Annotated in this window: 15 protein-coding genes; 5 read left to right on the plus strand and 10 right to left on the minus strand. The window is 55.1% G+C overall.

The window, feature by feature from the left end; all coding sequences use genetic code 11:
* Positions 1-118: 118 nt before the first annotated feature.
* Positions 119-1,183 (minus strand): NAD(P)/FAD-dependent oxidoreductase, encoded by a 1,065-nt coding sequence (locus tag C772_RS05055; protein WP_008297941.1) that lies wholly within the window; start codon positions 1,181-1,183, stop codon positions 119-121.
* 146 nt (positions 1,184-1,329) lie between these two features.
* On the opposite strand from C772_RS05055, the gene C772_RS05060 reads away from it, so the two are divergent.
* The 4 genes from C772_RS05060 to C772_RS05075 all read left to right on the plus strand — a co-directional run bounded on the left by C772_RS05060 (position 1,330) and on the right by C772_RS05075 (position 5,129).
* Complete coding sequence (locus tag C772_RS05060) at positions 1,330-2,112, plus strand: ABC transporter ATP-binding protein (protein ID WP_008297943.1); 783 nt, start codon at positions 1,330-1,332, stop codon at positions 2,110-2,112.
* Positions 2,113-2,138: 26 nt separating this feature from the next.
* The gene (locus tag C772_RS05065) at positions 2,139-3,068 is read left to right on the plus strand and encodes an iron-hydroxamate ABC transporter substrate-binding protein (RefSeq protein WP_008297945.1); all 930 of its coding nucleotides are present in this window, start codon (positions 2,139-2,141) and stop codon (positions 3,066-3,068) included.
* A gap of 65 nt (positions 3,069-3,133) precedes the next feature.
* Entirely contained in the window at positions 3,134-4,132 is a 999-nt protein-coding gene (locus C772_RS05070; protein ID WP_008297948.1) for a FecCD family ABC transporter permease, read from the plus strand.
* Positions 4,125-5,129 (plus strand): FecCD family ABC transporter permease, encoded by a 1,005-nt coding sequence (locus C772_RS05075; protein ID WP_008297950.1) that lies wholly within the window; start codon positions 4,125-4,127, stop codon positions 5,127-5,129. The genes C772_RS05070 and C772_RS05075 overlap by 8 nt, the downstream gene beginning before the upstream one ends.
* Positions 5,130-5,285: 156 nt before the next feature.
* Here C772_RS05075 and C772_RS05085 read toward each other — a convergent pair whose 3' ends face one another.
* Together C772_RS05085 and C772_RS05090 are read right to left on the minus strand one after the other, a co-directional pair.
* Complete coding sequence (locus tag C772_RS05085; protein WP_008297956.1) at positions 5,286-5,549, minus strand: YciI family protein; 264 nt, start codon at positions 5,547-5,549, stop codon at positions 5,286-5,288.
* 76 nt (positions 5,550-5,625) lie between these two features.
* Positions 5,626-6,816 (minus strand): NAD(P)-dependent malic enzyme, encoded by a 1,191-nt coding sequence (locus C772_RS05090; RefSeq protein WP_008297958.1) that lies wholly within the window; start codon positions 6,814-6,816, stop codon positions 5,626-5,628.
* Between the two features lie 277 nt (positions 6,817-7,093).
* Here C772_RS05090 and C772_RS05095 point away from each other — a divergent pair, with 277 nt between their 5' ends.
* The gene (locus C772_RS05095; protein WP_008297960.1) at positions 7,094-7,576 is read left to right on the plus strand and encodes an immunity protein YezG family protein; all 483 of its coding nucleotides are present in this window, start codon (positions 7,094-7,096) and stop codon (positions 7,574-7,576) included.
* A gap of 42 nt (positions 7,577-7,618) precedes the next feature.
* On the opposite strand, the gene C772_RS05100 is transcribed toward C772_RS05095, so the two are convergent.
* The 7 genes from C772_RS05100 to C772_RS05130 all read right to left on the minus strand — a co-directional run bounded on the left by C772_RS05100 (position 7,619) and on the right by C772_RS05130 (position 14,091).
* Positions 7,619-8,533 (minus strand): nucleoside hydrolase, encoded by a 915-nt coding sequence (locus tag C772_RS05100; RefSeq protein ID WP_008297962.1) that lies wholly within the window; start codon positions 8,531-8,533, stop codon positions 7,619-7,621.
* A gap of 88 nt (positions 8,534-8,621) precedes the next feature.
* Positions 8,622-9,344, minus strand: a complete 723-nt coding sequence (locus C772_RS05105; RefSeq protein WP_008297963.1) for an endonuclease V — start codon at positions 9,342-9,344, stop codon at positions 8,622-8,624.
* Positions 9,345-9,589: 245 nt separating this feature from the next.
* Positions 9,590-10,066 (minus strand): toxin-antitoxin system YwqK family antitoxin, encoded by a 477-nt coding sequence (locus C772_RS05110; protein WP_008297965.1) that lies wholly within the window; start codon positions 10,064-10,066, stop codon positions 9,590-9,592.
* Complete coding sequence (locus C772_RS16640) at positions 10,056-11,567, minus strand: T7SS effector LXG polymorphic toxin (RefSeq protein ID WP_008297966.1); 1,512 nt, start codon at positions 11,565-11,567, stop codon at positions 10,056-10,058. The genes C772_RS05110 and C772_RS16640 overlap by 11 nt, the downstream gene beginning before the upstream one ends.
* 157 nt (positions 11,568-11,724) lie before the next feature.
* Positions 11,725-12,147: a PilW family protein gene (locus C772_RS05120; RefSeq protein ID WP_008297968.1), complete on the minus strand. Its 423-nt coding sequence runs from the start codon at positions 12,145-12,147 to the stop codon at positions 11,725-11,727.
* Positions 12,128-12,628, minus strand: a complete 501-nt coding sequence (locus C772_RS05125) for a PulJ/GspJ family protein (RefSeq protein ID WP_008297970.1) — start codon at positions 12,626-12,628, stop codon at positions 12,128-12,130. Before C772_RS05125 ends, C772_RS05120 begins: the two co-directional genes overlap by 20 nt.
* 20 nt (positions 12,629-12,648) lie before the next feature.
* The gene (locus C772_RS05130) at positions 12,649-14,091 is read right to left on the minus strand and encodes a hypothetical protein (RefSeq protein ID WP_008297972.1); all 1,443 of its coding nucleotides are present in this window, start codon (positions 14,089-14,091) and stop codon (positions 12,649-12,651) included.
* Between the last annotated feature and the right edge of the window lie 40 nt (positions 14,092-14,131).

Below are 14,131 nucleotides of genomic sequence, written 5' to 3' on the forward strand. Positions count from 1 at the left end.
GGGATGGAGGAAATTCCATAACCTAACCAAAAAACGGACAGATCTGCATTTTATGCAGAACCTGTCCGTGTTATTTCCGTTCCTCGCCGAAACGTGAACCCTTATGCGGCTGCGCCCCTTACCCCTCGGCTTTCACTCCATCCGCCAGCTGCCTGATGAGGGTACGGTTCCGCTCTTTAAATCGCTCGTTGTGCGAAGAGACCATGCCGCGGTCGTGGGCATCGGGCTCAACATAGGTTTTGGCGCGGTTGACAGCATTTACGGCATCCTGGAACGCACCAACGAGGAGGTTCACCTTGCCCGCATAAGACAGGCAGTCGCCTGCCGCAAAAATACCCGGGACAGAAGTTGCGGCATCCGCCCCACCCTGGAAGAAGTGGCCGTCCTTCCGGAGCGGTTCAGAACCGGCTCCGAACTCAAGCGCCGCATCCCGCTCGTAGCCATGGCTGACGACGACATCATCCACTTCGACACGGGTAAAGGCGCCCGTTTCCGTATCCTTCAGCTCCACCATCTCGATCCGGGTTTTCGCTCCATCGGCAAGCAACCGGTGAATCGCCACATTCAGCAAGATGTCCGTGCCGCTCCGCTTCACTTTCTCCACCTGTGCCTCGTGCGCGCAGAAATTGTCCCTGCGGTGGACGAGAATCACTTTTGCCGCTATGCCGGACAGCTCGTCCGCCCAGTCGACCGCTGCGTCCCCTCCTCCCGAAATCAGAACGGTTTTGCCCGTGAATGTCGCAAGGGACGGCATCGTATAGTGGAGATTGTCCATCTCCGCCACGGCGGCGCCCTGCAGGCGGAGCTTTTGCGGAGTGACGATCCCGCCGCCGTTCGCCATGATGATGGCTTTGGACAGATGGACACGTCCAAGATGGTCCTGCGCTTCGAACAGCCCCTGACTGTTTTTACGGATCGCGATAATTTTCGTACTGGTCAGCACTTCCGGAGCGAATGTCTTCCCCTGTTCGATCAGCTGCCGGCGGAACGTCTCTCCCTGCAGCGGCGGCTGGCCGCCCGCGTCCCAGATCATCTTCTCCCGGAACAGACACACCTTCCCGCCAAGTTCTTCCCTCGCTTCGATCAGCCTCGCGTCCATGCCGCGGAGCCCGCTGTAAAATGCCGAATAAAGCCCTGCCGGCCCCCCGCCGATAATCGTCACATCCCGGATCAGTTCTGCCATGTCAATTTCCTCCCTCTCCTGCTTCAGAAAACAGTTGACACCTTCATGCTTTGGCTATATCATCTGAAATTGAAAATCATTCTCAACGATAATCATTTTCATTGAGAATAACATGTCCCACTCCAAAAAGAAAGGAGAAACCCAATATGCAACTGCTCGCCGAACAGATCCAAGTCGGCTACGGAGAAACCCCCATTGTCCATGGGATGGACATTTCGTTTCCCCAAGGCAAAATTACGACCATCATCGGCTCGAACGGATGCGGGAAATCAACGCTACTGAAAGCGATCACCCGCATCATCCCCCATCAGGGCGGTGCCGTCCTGCTTGACGGCGCCAACATCCGGTCGATGGATACAAAAGCACTGGCGAGGGAAATGGCCATCCTTCCCCAGACGCAGGACAGCGCCAACGGCCTCCTGGTAGGAGAACTCGTCGCCTACGGCCGGTTCCCTTACCAGAAGGGATTTGGACGGCTGAGCGCCGAAGACCGCCGCATGGTCGACTGGGCGCTGGAGGCGACCCGCATGGACGAATTCCGTAACCGGCCGGTGGATGCCCTGTCCGGCGGGCAGCGGCAGCGGGCCTGGATCGCGATGGCCCTTGCACAGGACACCGGGATCATTTTCCTGGATGAACCGACCACCTACCTGGACATGGCCCACCAGCTCGAAGTCCTGGAACTTCTCCGGAAGCTGAACCGGGAAGAAGGCCGGACGATCGTCATGGTGCTCCATGACCTCAACCAGGCCGCTCGTTTCTCCGATCATCTCATCGCCCTTTCGTCGGGACGCCTCATCAAGAGCGGACCGCCGGAAGAAGTGCTCGTCCCTGACGTGCTGAAAGACGTGTTCCGCATTGATGCGGTCATCGGAAAGGACCCGAGGACCGGGACCCCCTTCTGCATGACCTATGATCTGATCAAATAAATGACCTTATCCAAAGGAGAATCCATATGAACAAGAAACTGCTCCTGATCCTTACCCTGCTCATGACTCTTACACTTGCCGCATGCGCGTCCGGCTCCGCCGATGACAGCAAGGGAGAATCAGAAGACAATGCTTCCTCTGACACCATCGTCTACGAATCCGAAACCGGGCCTGTCGAAGTGCCTGCAGATCCTCAGCGTGTTGTTGTGCTGTCTTCCTACGCGGGTGACCTGATCAAACTGGATGTGCCGATTGTCGGCGTAGACTCCTGGTCCGCCGCCAACCCGAGCTTTGACGAAGCGCTGAAAGACGCCGAAGTCGTCTCCAATGAAGACATCGAGAAAATCATCGAACTGGAGCCGGATCTCATCATCGGCCTGAACAACATCCAGAACGCAGAAAAGCTGGAGAAAATCGCGCCGACCGTCCTCTTTACCTACGGCAAGAATGACTACCTCCAGCAGCACATCGAAATCGCCAAAGTCGTCAACAAAGAAAAGGAAGCCACCGAGTGGGTGGAAGACTTCAAGAAGCGCGCCGAGGACCTTGGCACGCGCATCAAGGAAAAGATCGGCGAAGACGCCACAGTCACCGTCGCGGAAAACTTTGAGAAGCAGCTGTACCTGTTCGGTGACAACTGGGGCCGCGGCACTGAAATCCTCTACCAGGCAATGGGCCTGAAGATGCCGAAGCAGGTCGAGGATGTAGCACTGGAGCCGGGTTACTTTGCCATCTCCCAGGAAGTGCTTGGTGATTACACGGGTGATTACCTGGTATTGAGCCTGACAGAAGAGCAGGATACCTCGTTCATGGACGCAGCCTGGTTCAAGGAGATTCCGGCTGTGAAAAACGGCAACCTGATCGTGGCTGATGCGCGGACTGCCTATTTCAATGACGCGATGACGCTTGATGACCAACTGGACTTTTTTGAACAGGAATTTCTCGGAAACGAATAACAGCAGAAAAGCGGTCCAGCTCTGCGGACCGCTTTTCCGCTGATATGAGGAAAGTGACTGACGATATGACCACCAAACGACTTTTTCCATTTCCGATACAGCTCGCGCTCGGCATCCTGCTTGTGGCCGCATCCTTTGTTGCGGCACTGACACTCGGAGCCGCGGATACCGGCATCCGCGATGTCTGGCAGGCGGTGTTCTCGGCGACCGGCGATCATGCCGCTATTCTCCGCGAACTGCGAATTCCGCGCGTGGTGGCAGCCATCTTTACCGGAGCGGCACTTGGCGTTGCGGGCGCCATCATGCAGGGCGTGACCCGCAACCCGCTCGCCGACCCCGGCCTTCTCGGGCTTACCTCCGGAGCAAATGCCGCACTCGCCCTTTCGCTGGCACTGATCCCGGGCATCCCCTACCTCGGCATCCTCGCCGCCTGCTTTATCGGTGCGGCTGCGGGCATGATCCTCGTATTCGGCATCGGGGCCTCCAGCCGCGGGGGCATGTCTGCGATGCGGCTCGTCGTCGCGGGCGCCGCGGTCTCGGCTTTCCTGCAGGCGGTCGCGGACGGGACGGGGATCGTCTTCCAGATTTCCAAGGACGTCTCGCTCTGGACCGCGGGCGGCCTCATGGGCACGACCCCAAAGGCGCTCATCATCATCCCGTTTATCGCGATCGGACTCGTCGGCGCCATTGCCGTCAGCAGGCAGCTGACCATCCTCAGTCTGCAGGAAGACGTGGCGGCCGGCCTTGGCCAGCGGGTGTTCCTGATGAAGGCGATCATGATGGGCATCACCGCCCTTCTCGCAGGTGCGGCGGTCGCCCTTGTCGGCAACCTGGCGTTTGTCGGCCTCATCATTCCGCATATCGTGCGGACTTTCAGCGGATCGGACTATACGCGGATCATCCCGATGAGCGCCCTTCTAGGTGCGGCGTTCATGGTGCTGGCCGATCTGGCGGGCCGGACCCTGAATGCGCCGTTCGAGACGCCGGTCGTCGCCATTACGGCGCTGATCGGACTGCCGTTCTTCCTGATGATTGTCCGGAAAGGGGGGCTCCGGGATGCATGAATCAAAACAGCGCCGGCCGCTCCGCAGGACACTGATCTTGGCGGGACTGCTCGCTGTCGTTCTCATCGCCGCCCTGTCGGCAGGTGCCTCCGGCGTGACGGTCAACCGGCTCATCCCCGTCCTCACCGGCAACGGTACATTCAAGGAATCGTTCATCCTGCTTGAAATAAGGCTGCCGAGGCTAACTGTGCTCGTGCTGGCAGGGGTGGCGCTGGCCGTGTCCGGATCAATCCTGCAGACGGTCACAAGGAATGACCTGGCGGACCCGGGAATCATCGGGATCCATTCCGGGGCAGGATTCGCCATTACCGTGTTTTATCTGTTTGCCGGGGGCAACATCCCGTATTACGCCTATCTGCTTCCTGCGGTGGGATTTGCCGGAGCCATCGTGACAGCCGGGCTGATCTACTTGTTCTCGACCGAAAAGGGACGCGGACTCCGCCCTATGCGCCTTCTTCTTGTCGGGATCGGGTTTGCATCCGCCCTATCCGGCGGCATGATGCTCCTCATTTCCGGCGCCGAACGCCAGGAAGCTGCCTTTGTCGCGGAATGGCTCGCCGGAAGCGTCTGGGGCGCCGACTGGCCGTTCGCACTTGCACTCCTGCCTTGGGTCATCCTGCTCGTCCCGTTTGTCCTGTACCGGTCGAATACGCTCAATATCCTGGCGCTCAGCGAACCGTCGGCGATCGGGCTCGGCCTGAAACTGTCGCGGAGCCTCATGATCCTGATCGCGATTGCCGTCGCACTTGCCGCGGCCGCCGTCTCCGTCATAGGCTACATCGCCTTTATCGGCCTGATGGCCCCTCATATCGCCCGGGCCATCGCCGGACCGCGCCACCAGCACTACCTTCCTGCGGCCATGCTGATCGGCGCAGGGCTCCTTATTGCGGCAGATACGATCGGCCACTCGCTCCCGGACTTCACCGTCCCGGCAGGCATCATCGCCGCCCTCATCGGCGCACCGTACTTCCTTTATCTCATGAAGAGGAGCGGTTGAATCCGAAAACGTTGATGATCTTGGATGAGACGTTGACGAAGTTTACTGAGACGTTGATTATGTTCATTGAGACGTTGACGATCTTTATTGAAACGTTGATAATCCTCCCACGCATAATAAAACCAGCAGCCGTCCGCCGGCTGCTGGTTTTCTGGTTCACGCGAAGCTCGCGATCCATTCTTTGATTTCGATTCCACGTGCGCCTTTTTCGACGTACGGGTCTTGCTTGGCAATTTCCTCAGCCGCTTCAAGCGACTCGGCCTCGTAGATCACCATGCCGCCGGAACCGTCGGCAAAGCGGCCCTTCGCTTTTACATTGCCCTTTTCGATCTGTTCGTCCAGAAACGCCAGATGATCCGGACGGAGGGTTTGACTCAGTTCCTCATCCTTCATCGGCAGATACACCACAAAGTAAGACATCCCGTTTCCCCCATTTCCACTAGTTGTCCATATCATTATATCGATTTATGGACACGGGGGAAATGGGGACGGCGGATCAGGACTTTACCGGAGCTTTCCTGGCGACTCCCGTCCGGACCGCCGCTTCTGCGACAGACTTCGTAACTGCGTCCGCAACCCGCACGTCAAACGGATCCGGAATGATCCGGTCATCGGTGAGCGCGGTGCGGCCGATCAGGTCCGCGATTGCATAAGCGGCAGCACGCTTCATTTCCTCGTTCACTTCGCTTGCCCGCACGCTGAGCGCCCCTCGGAAAATCCCCGGGAAAGCGAGGATGTTGTTGACCTGGTTCGGGAAATCGGAACGTCCCGTGCCGACGATGCGGGCACCGGCTGCTTTCGCCTCATCCGGCATGATTTCCGGGACCGGGTTCGCCATTGCAAAGATGATCGGCTCCTGGGCCATGGAACGGACCATGTCCTGGGTGAGCGCGCCTGCCGCGGACACCCCGATAAAGACATCTGCGCCGACGATGACATCCGCCAGGCTGCCGCTCCTGCGCCCCGGATTCGTCGCCTGTGCGATTGACTCCTTCATCGGATTCATCCGCTCCGTCCGGCCTTCATAGATGGCACCCGCCGTATCGCACATGATGATCTGTTCAACGCCGAAACCGAGCAGGAGCTTTGCAATTGCCACACCTGCCGCTCCCGCGCCGTTCATGACAACCTTCATGTCGCGGAGCTCTCTCCCCGTCAGGCGGGAAGCGTTCAGAAGGCCCGCCGCGACAACGATGGCCGTCCCGTGCTGGTCATCGTGGAACACCGGGATGTCCAGTTCCTCTTTGAGACGGTCTTCGATTTCAAAGCATGCCGGCGCCGCGATGTCCTCAAGGTTGATTCCGCCGAATACGCCGGCCATCAGCTTGACCGCATTCACGAACTCATCCGGATCTTCCGTGTCCAGGACGATCGGGAAGGCATCCACGCCGCCGAACCGCTTGAACAGCGCCGCTTTTCCTTCCATGACCGGAATCGATGCCGCAGCGCCAATATTGCCAAGGCCAAGCACCGCGGTGCCGTTGCTGATGACACCGACGGTATGGCCTTTGATTGTATAGTCGTAGATGCTTTCCGGATCCTGCTCAATCTCCAGGCAGGGACCGGCGACTCCCGGTGAATACACCAGGCTCAAGTCACGCTTTGACTCGATCGGTGCCTTTACCGTCACTTCCAGCTTTCCTTCCAGCTCCCGATGCAAATCCAGCGCCTCTTCGTACTTTTTCACCGGTCTCCACTCCTTTAGCTTGTTACCAAGCAAAATGATAAAAATATACGTTCCATTGTATAGCGTGAATATTTTATAATCAACCGAATCAGAATAATTTCGGATAAAAGACTTAAAAACAGCGATGAATCGACACTTTTATGGGTTTTTCAGGATATCACACCATCTTGTATATCAGTTAGTGTGCGCGCCTCCGGCAAAAGAATACAACAGAGATCCATGTGACGGCATCTCCCTGTTCTGCTAGGATTGTTAACAAGACTGGGAGGCGGAACGGATGGACACAACCAACCTCGAAACAACCACACAGCAGCTGATTGAAACAATCATCGAATCAGTCCCTGCTGATTGGGACAAGATCATGTTCTATGGTGAAAACCGCGGTGAACGGGCCGATTACTTTTATTATTTTTTCAGGAAAGACAGCCCGGAATTCCTGCCGGATGCGGAGATGCACTACATACTGGATCTGGATCCCACGGATTACCATGAACAGACAGATAAGATCAATCACCTGATTTTAAAGCTAGCCGGAGAATTCAAGGCACTGGGACGGGAACCGTTCACGACGATGACACTCATGATCGATGACGCCGGCGGCCTTGATCTCAATTATGGATATGACCCATTACCGTTTGGTCGCGCGGAAGACTACGAGATGAAGTTCACGAAAAAGTATGTGGTGCCCGAATGGAAGGCCCGCGGAGGACGTCCGGAAAAAAGTGCCATGAGAAGGGTATTCGAACTCTTCTTCAAATGATGAAAAGCCCGTGATGCCCCATTGGCATCGCGGGCTTATTGATCAGCGGGTCATACTTTGGATCAGATAGCGGATAAAGCGCTCTCCCTCGACTCCGAGGCAGACGTCCATATTCGGCTCACGGCCTGTCACTTTATTGAAATCGCAAACGGTCTGGCCGTCGCACAGGGAACTGTCCGCCTCCACATCGACATAGAGACGCTCCGTCCGGACAAACGACCGGTCGAGCGCCACCCCGACCGCCAGCGGGTCATGCATGGAGCACGCACGGCTTCCGGTCATCTCCTCATACCGGTTCATGTACTGGACGGTCGCTTCACGGATAAACTCCCCTTCTGCATTTCCTGCCATTTCCCGGACATGCGGTTCATCGAGAAGCGTCTTTTCCGTGACGTCCAGTCCGACAAGCGTGATCGGAAGGCCGGCCTGAAAAACGACTTTCGCCGCCTCCGGATCGACAAAGATGTTGAACTCGGCTTTCGGCGTGATGTTGCCCGGCGTGTCCAGGGCACCGCCCATGACGACGACTTCCTTCAGCCAGTCTTTGAGCCGTGGTTCCTTACGCACCGCGAGCGCCATGTTCGTCAGCGGGGCAAGGAGGACGAGCGTCAGCTCACCTTGGTGTTTTTTAGCCTGCTCGATAATGAAGTCGGGGGCGAACCCTTCTGCAGGCATTCCAGTCTTCATGTCCCCGAGCGCGCCTCCGATTCCGTCATCACCGTGCACCCTCGCCTCGAAATGAGGCTCACGCAGGAGCGGCCGGTCCGCACCGCGGACGACCGGAATGTCTTCGCGTCCGATCAGGCTGAGGACTTTCAGTGTGTTGGTTGTCGCGTTATCCAGCGACGTGTTCCCATTTACGGTTGTCACCCCGACCAATTCGGATTCCTTGGCCGCGAGCAGAAGCGCGATCGCATCGTCGATTCCTGTGTCGACATCCAATAATAGTTTCTTCATATAATATTCCGCCTTTCTCCATTTCCCGTTTTATTATAGCAATCAGGAAGTGGCCTGAACGAATGAACCCGCGACTCCACCTAGGGAATCACGGGCTTAATCGTTGTTCTTCTTCCCAGTTGCGGCGCATCCTGCGGGTCGAGATGTCCGCTTCCCGCACCGGTACGGGCAGTCGGCTTTCGGGGCCTGTAAGCGACAGGACAAGTTCCGTCGATGAATCCAGGTTGATCCCGTTGCCCGGCGAGACGAACACAGGCTTTACGCCGGCGGATGTCCGGACGGCGCGCCCCAGCGTCTCACCGCCCACTTTGATGTCCGTGCAGCTGCCCTTCTCCCGCTCCGGCTCCTCGTACTCCGTCTCCGCTATCTTAAAATAGGTTTTGGCGACACCGACAGCCGGTTTGCCGAGAAAGAACGATGCGTGCGCAGCAATCCCCATCCTGCGGGGGTGGAGGATGCCGTTTCCGTCAAACAGGAACAGGTCCGGCACCGTTTCCAGCTTTTCGGCAGCCGCAGCGATCAGCGGCAGCTCCCGGAACGTCAGGAATCCGGGGACATACGGTACTTCAATCTTTCCGATTGCCTCTGCCCGTTCCACTACTTGCATCGTGGCCGCATCAAAGACAGCGACATGGCAGAAACCGGTCTCGGATTCGCCTTCACCGCCGTAAGCCAAGTCGACTCCGGCCACCGTCCGGAGATCTTCACGGCGGAGCGGCCGGCTCACGTCAATCTGTTTGGCCAGCCGCTCCTGGATTCGGATGAACTCCGCCGGATCCGGACGGAGAGGATGGATGTCGTTCACCTGCACACTTGCCACTTCCTTTGCTTATCCACGTTTCTCATAGTACGCGCGCTGGGACTCAATCAGCCCGAACAGATCAGGGTCCGGTTCTGCTTGTACCAGACGAGGACCCCATAGACATACTCTCCTCGATACTCGCCGTAAAAGAGAAGGTTCTCCCCATCGCCACAGTACCAGGTCGCTCAGATATTCCTCAACGAGATTATTCCACGGAACGCCCTGCTCCAACACTTCTTCAGCCGTTAACACTCTTATTCTGCCCCGTAATGTTTCTGATAGAATTCACGGCTTTGCCGAATCATGGTCAATTGGCTGTTGTCCGGTTCCATTTTCTCTTCAACAAGTTCACCGGACCCATCCCATCTTTTATATTTCAGCTCATGCCCATACTCGTATTCTCCCCAGAATACGAGGCGTCCTTCCTTGTCCCATTGATGTTGTTCGCCGTGGATCGGCCCGTGGAAATGGGCGTGGATCTGCTTTACTTGTCCGTTCGGATGGAAGTCCACCGAAATTCCATGTGGCAGTCCGTCCGCATACTCTCCGTAGTACAGGACCGAGCCGTCCTGCTCGCTCAGCTCATAGACCAGCCCATTGACCGGAACGAGATCGTCCCCTTCCTCACCGGTCCGTACAAACAGCTGGTCGCTCGGCGGCTCCATCTCTAGATCATCGTAGTCGTATCCTTTTTCAATCAGCTCTTCTTTCGTCAGCAGTTTATCGTCCATTCTTGATCACCTCAGGGAAGAATTTCGTGCCGCCCGTGATGTATTCACAATGCGGGCACCGCGGCATCGGCATGCCAGGCTGCGGCATCTTCGGCCCCAGCTTTTTCGTGTTGACGACATGGACCATAAAGTCGTCCAGCTTGGCATTCGGATTGTTTTGCAACGCCTCATTCAGCGCGCGGACCTCAGCATGAGAACCGCTTCCGGCCGTCTTTGTATAGCCGTCCCGTATGGCCGGCGGCATATTCTCGATGCGGTCACGCAGCTGCGGATGAAGATTGGAAGGCACTTTCCCGCTCGGATCGTTGATGCCGTAATACGTCTTGCCGGTCTTTTTGTCCAGGACGCCCGCGACCGCCGGACCCAACTCCTTCTTGGTCATGCCGCTCGCTTTCAGCCGGTCCAGCTCATCTCTTGTCGACTGACGCAGGTTGATCCGCTGATGCAGTTCCTTCGGCGGAACCGTTCCGTATTTGGCACGCAGCTCTTCCAGTCGGGTCGGTTTTTTCGGCGCCGGGGCTTTTGTCGCCCAGCTGGCATTTGGTGAGTTCTTGACCAGTTTGTAGCCTGTCTTCCCGACTTTCAGTGCCTTGCCGAACGGGGTGAACCCGGCGATTGCGATTCCCTTATCAAGAAGAGAGGCATCGGGGTCAAGGATGGTCTTCGCGTCATCGAGGAACAGGAAGTCCGCTGCTCCCTTCAGGAAGCCGAGCACCTTGTTCCCGCTCTCCTCTTTTTCCGCTTCGCCGACATCCTTTGCGTCAGCGGAAGGTGATTCACTTACATTGGCGCTTTCCCCGGCTTCTTCAATACCGAGAAGTTCCGCCTCCCGGGCAGCCAGATCCGTTTTCAGCGCCTGGACGCCCTCAAGGCCATTCCAGCTGTCCGCATCAAAGTCGGCACCGGCAAGCCCCTCCGCCATCATCGATTCGATCTCGGAGACCCACTGATCCATATGAAGAAGTGCCGTTTCAATGGAAGCCAGGCCATTCGTCTGGCTGTAGTCAAACTCCCGGAGGCCGGTGACGGTGTCGTCCTTATGGATCCGGGCATCACGGACACCCTCCTGCACATCACTGTCATTAAGGTGCGGCAGCGAGACGATATCCGCTACAGAATCCATGATGCTGTTCGCATCCGAAGTCAGCCGGGTAACGGTCGAAGAAAGATCGGTGAGCGCATGCTCAATCTCAGACTCGAGAAAGGCCTCTTTGATGTGTCCCGACGGATCCGGCTCCAGTGCCTGAAGTGCCGAGAACACCTCCGCGCAGGCCGTCAGGAAATCCTGGACAAAAAACATGAAATAACTCCCGAACGTCAGGTGGCACTCCTGATAAAACATCCTCAGGCTCTCGCCGCCCTGCCCTTTCAATGACTCTCCAAGCGCAACAAAACGTTCCGCCGTCAGAACAACCTCCCTCATCTCACCGTCCAGCCGCTCCAGCGTCCCCACGTTCCTCTGAAGCCCCTCAATCAACTGCCCCGAATCCAATACCTTCATATGGTCCCCTCCATCCCAGGTAGTCCGGTCATCCGCACACTGACTTTTCCAATAGTTTATCACAGGCGGGCTACGCCGCAACTAAGGCGGAAGAAGGGTTTTAAAGCTGGAAATGAAGAAAGAGCCGGCCCGGGCCGGGCGGCTCCCTTAATACGGTCTAGTTGAGTGTGCCGAGACGGCTCAGTGTGATCGGTACGGTCAATTCGGATTTCCCGTCCATAACGGTCACCGTCAGAGTTTCCCGGTCACCTAAAGGACGATTGAGGATGTCTTCGCTATGTAAATGATGCGTATAGATTCCGCCACCGACCCGACCGCTCTTGAAATCGCAACCTTCGATTGATAAAGCCTGCCCCTCTTTAAGGAGCAGCATGTCCGGACATTGACGGTGCGCCTCCGCCAACTCGGCAGTGACGAGATTGGCTTCCTGCTGCAGGCGCGTCTTCGCCATTTGTGCCGCATTCGACTTCATATTCAGCCCGATCATCGTCATCGCAAGCATCATAAACATGGTGCCGATCACGAGTACGGCAAGCACCTCCATTAATGACATTCCCGCCTCATTCTTTAGTTGCCGCATCGGCAGGCACCTCCAAGTAACCGTAAGCGGAACTTGCGGATTTGTTATTTAAATCAGTGGCTGTCACCTTGATCCGGTAGAGGGATGGAGAATCATAGTTTCCGGGATAATCCGGCTCGTTCCAGATCTGGAGCCTGTACTTCCTGGCCGGCGATTTCTCCGTTGCCGGCTCGGTTCGCTCCCAGGCGGTGCAATCATCACACCCCGCATCAGGAGGAACAAGATCATATTTGGAATCAGGCTGATCTCCCAATTGGATAGGGTTGAATGGATTCACTGAGAAATCAGTTGAGCGGCCAAGCAGTGTGGTGAGTTCCATACGGGCATCTGCCATTGTATCCTGCTTTGTCTCGGTTGCTGCGTTCATTTTGGTCATTTGGGGAAAAGCTGAAGCGGCGATAATGAAAATAATACCCAAAAGTACGATAGCAGCAAGGACTTCGACGAGGGTGAGTCCTCTTAAATTATCCATTAGTTTCATTTCTAACTTCTCCGTTCATCTCAATAAATCACATCTGTCTGTAAATCTAATTGACCTTCGTTCATTCCTTTAATGGTATAGTTCTCTGCCCCCCGCACACCTTTTAATCCACAAGCATTCAAGAATTCACCATAGTCATTAGTGTAGCGCTCCTTGCCCCCCTGAAGAGTTTTCGGCTCAATGGTTTCAGAATAAAATGTGAGTAAACTACCCGAATCTATGGTTATAGACTTATTATTAATCTCATCTTCAGCTCCAGATATATTAATGCATGCTCTTGAATTGCCTTTGAGAGCTAAACTATCCCAATTTAACGCATTCGGTTCACCCGTTCCAAGGAGAACGAGGGTCAATCTATTTATACTGCCGTTAATATTACCTACATCAATTCCGCGTGCTACCAACATAAAGTTGTCTGCATTATTCATATTGCCTGCGTTGACGACGCCATTTACATATAGCGCTCCATTCACTGGATTGTTTACATTTGCGTATTTTTCAGAGCCAATCCTGGCATATACCGATAATCCCCCAAAATCCCAATTGTTATTGCAGTTATTTCCATTGTGAGAAAAAGCGCCGCAAATGTCGTCAGAAATAACTTTAACTTTGTCTTTCTTTATTTCAGGAACTAAAGACAACCAGTTTTCAAAGAGCGATGTATCACCTTCGTATTTTCCCTTTTCAGTCCAAAAGCAGTGTATTTCGTTTAAGTCACCCGGATTACTTGGACATGCCCTGGCCTGTTCAAAAGTGAATGTAGTGGGATAAAATATTGCTTCATTTGATTTGTCGGGGTCCACTCTTCCCGTAATAACACCTTCGCGGTCATTATCATCTGAAGAAATGAACTCAGGAATCCTCAAGGAGAGAACCCCTTTTAGTTCTTTCTCTTTTTCCTCTTCCTTACCCACGATAGAATACTCAACTTTTATCTCTCCTTCTTTTTTATCTAGATGGAGCATATGGTCGCTGATTCTATATTCAACGTCCGAATCAACCGAGAATGCCCTGTTGTCAGCAATAAAGTAAGTTGCCAATGAGTTCCTTACATTCTCGATAAACTGACGCTTCATACGCTCATTGATCATGTCTGCTTCACAATCTGCCCATTCCTGTAAATTACCGTTACAAAGTGCAGTTACTTTTTGTCCTCGTAAGGCATACTCTTTCATCTTTTCTTTTAAGTGATGTATGTCAATTTGTGTTTCGTCTGTTGTGTTTCCGTAAGCAGTTAAAATTCTGTTCTTCAACTCATAATGCACCCGCTGTACGCCCATCTCTGCCGCCCCGACACTGAGTGTTGAGGACTCCACCTGTTGCTGCTGAAGGCGGTGGCTGGCGGAAGTGGTATAGAAGGTGACGGCAAACATGGAGATTAAGATCAGGGCAAGCATGACAATGAGGAGCGCATAGCCGCCCTCTTTTTTATGTAGTTTGCGCCTCCTGCCACAGTCTGGCATCGGAGCGACCCCCTTTACCTGTTCAAGAAAATATTTCTAA

Source organism: Bhargavaea cecembensis DSE10, assembly GCF_000348905.1.
In the GTDB taxonomy this organism is placed as follows: Bacteria; Bacillota; Bacilli; order Bacillales_A; family Planococcaceae; genus Bhargavaea; species Bhargavaea cecembensis.

Excerpts from the sequence above, each read along its gene's own strand:
- C772_RS05055 (WP_008297941.1), bottom strand. The coding sequence starts at position 1,183 with ATGGCAGAACTGATCCGGGATGTGACGATTATCGGCGGGGGGCCGGCA.
- C772_RS05060 (WP_008297943.1), top strand. The coding sequence starts at position 1,330 with ATGCAACTGCTCGCCGAACAGATCCAAGTCGGCTACGGAGAAACCCCC.
- C772_RS05065 (WP_008297945.1), top strand. The coding sequence starts at position 2,139 with ATGAACAAGAAACTGCTCCTGATCCTTACCCTGCTCATGACTCTTACA.
- C772_RS05070 (WP_008297948.1), top strand. The coding sequence starts at position 3,134 with ATGACCACCAAACGACTTTTTCCATTTCCGATACAGCTCGCGCTCGGC.
- C772_RS05075 (WP_008297950.1), top strand. The coding sequence starts at position 4,125 with ATGCATGAATCAAAACAGCGCCGGCCGCTCCGCAGGACACTGATCTTG.
- C772_RS05085 (WP_008297956.1), bottom strand. The coding sequence starts at position 5,549 with ATGTCTTACTTTGTGGTGTATCTGCCGATGAAGGATGAGGAACTGAGT.
- C772_RS05095 (WP_008297960.1), top strand. The coding sequence starts at position 7,094 with ATGGACACAACCAACCTCGAAACAACCACACAGCAGCTGATTGAAACA.
- C772_RS05100 (WP_008297962.1), bottom strand. The coding sequence starts at position 8,533 with ATGAAGAAACTATTATTGGATGTCGACACAGGAATCGACGATGCGATC.
- C772_RS05110 (WP_008297965.1), bottom strand. The coding sequence starts at position 10,066 with ATGGACGATAAACTGCTGACGAAAGAAGAGCTGATTGAAAAAGGATAC.
- C772_RS16640 (WP_008297966.1), bottom strand. The coding sequence starts at position 11,567 with ATGAAGGTATTGGATTCGGGGCAGTTGATTGAGGGGCTTCAGAGGAAC.
- C772_RS05120 (WP_008297968.1), bottom strand. The coding sequence starts at position 12,147 with ATGCGGCAACTAAAGAATGAGGCGGGAATGTCATTAATGGAGGTGCTT.
- C772_RS05125 (WP_008297970.1), bottom strand. The coding sequence starts at position 12,628 with ATGAAACTAATGGATAATTTAAGAGGACTCACCCTCGTCGAAGTCCTT.
- C772_RS05130 (WP_008297972.1), bottom strand. The coding sequence starts at position 14,091 with ATGCCAGACTGTGGCAGGAGGCGCAAACTACATAAAAAAGAGGGCGGC.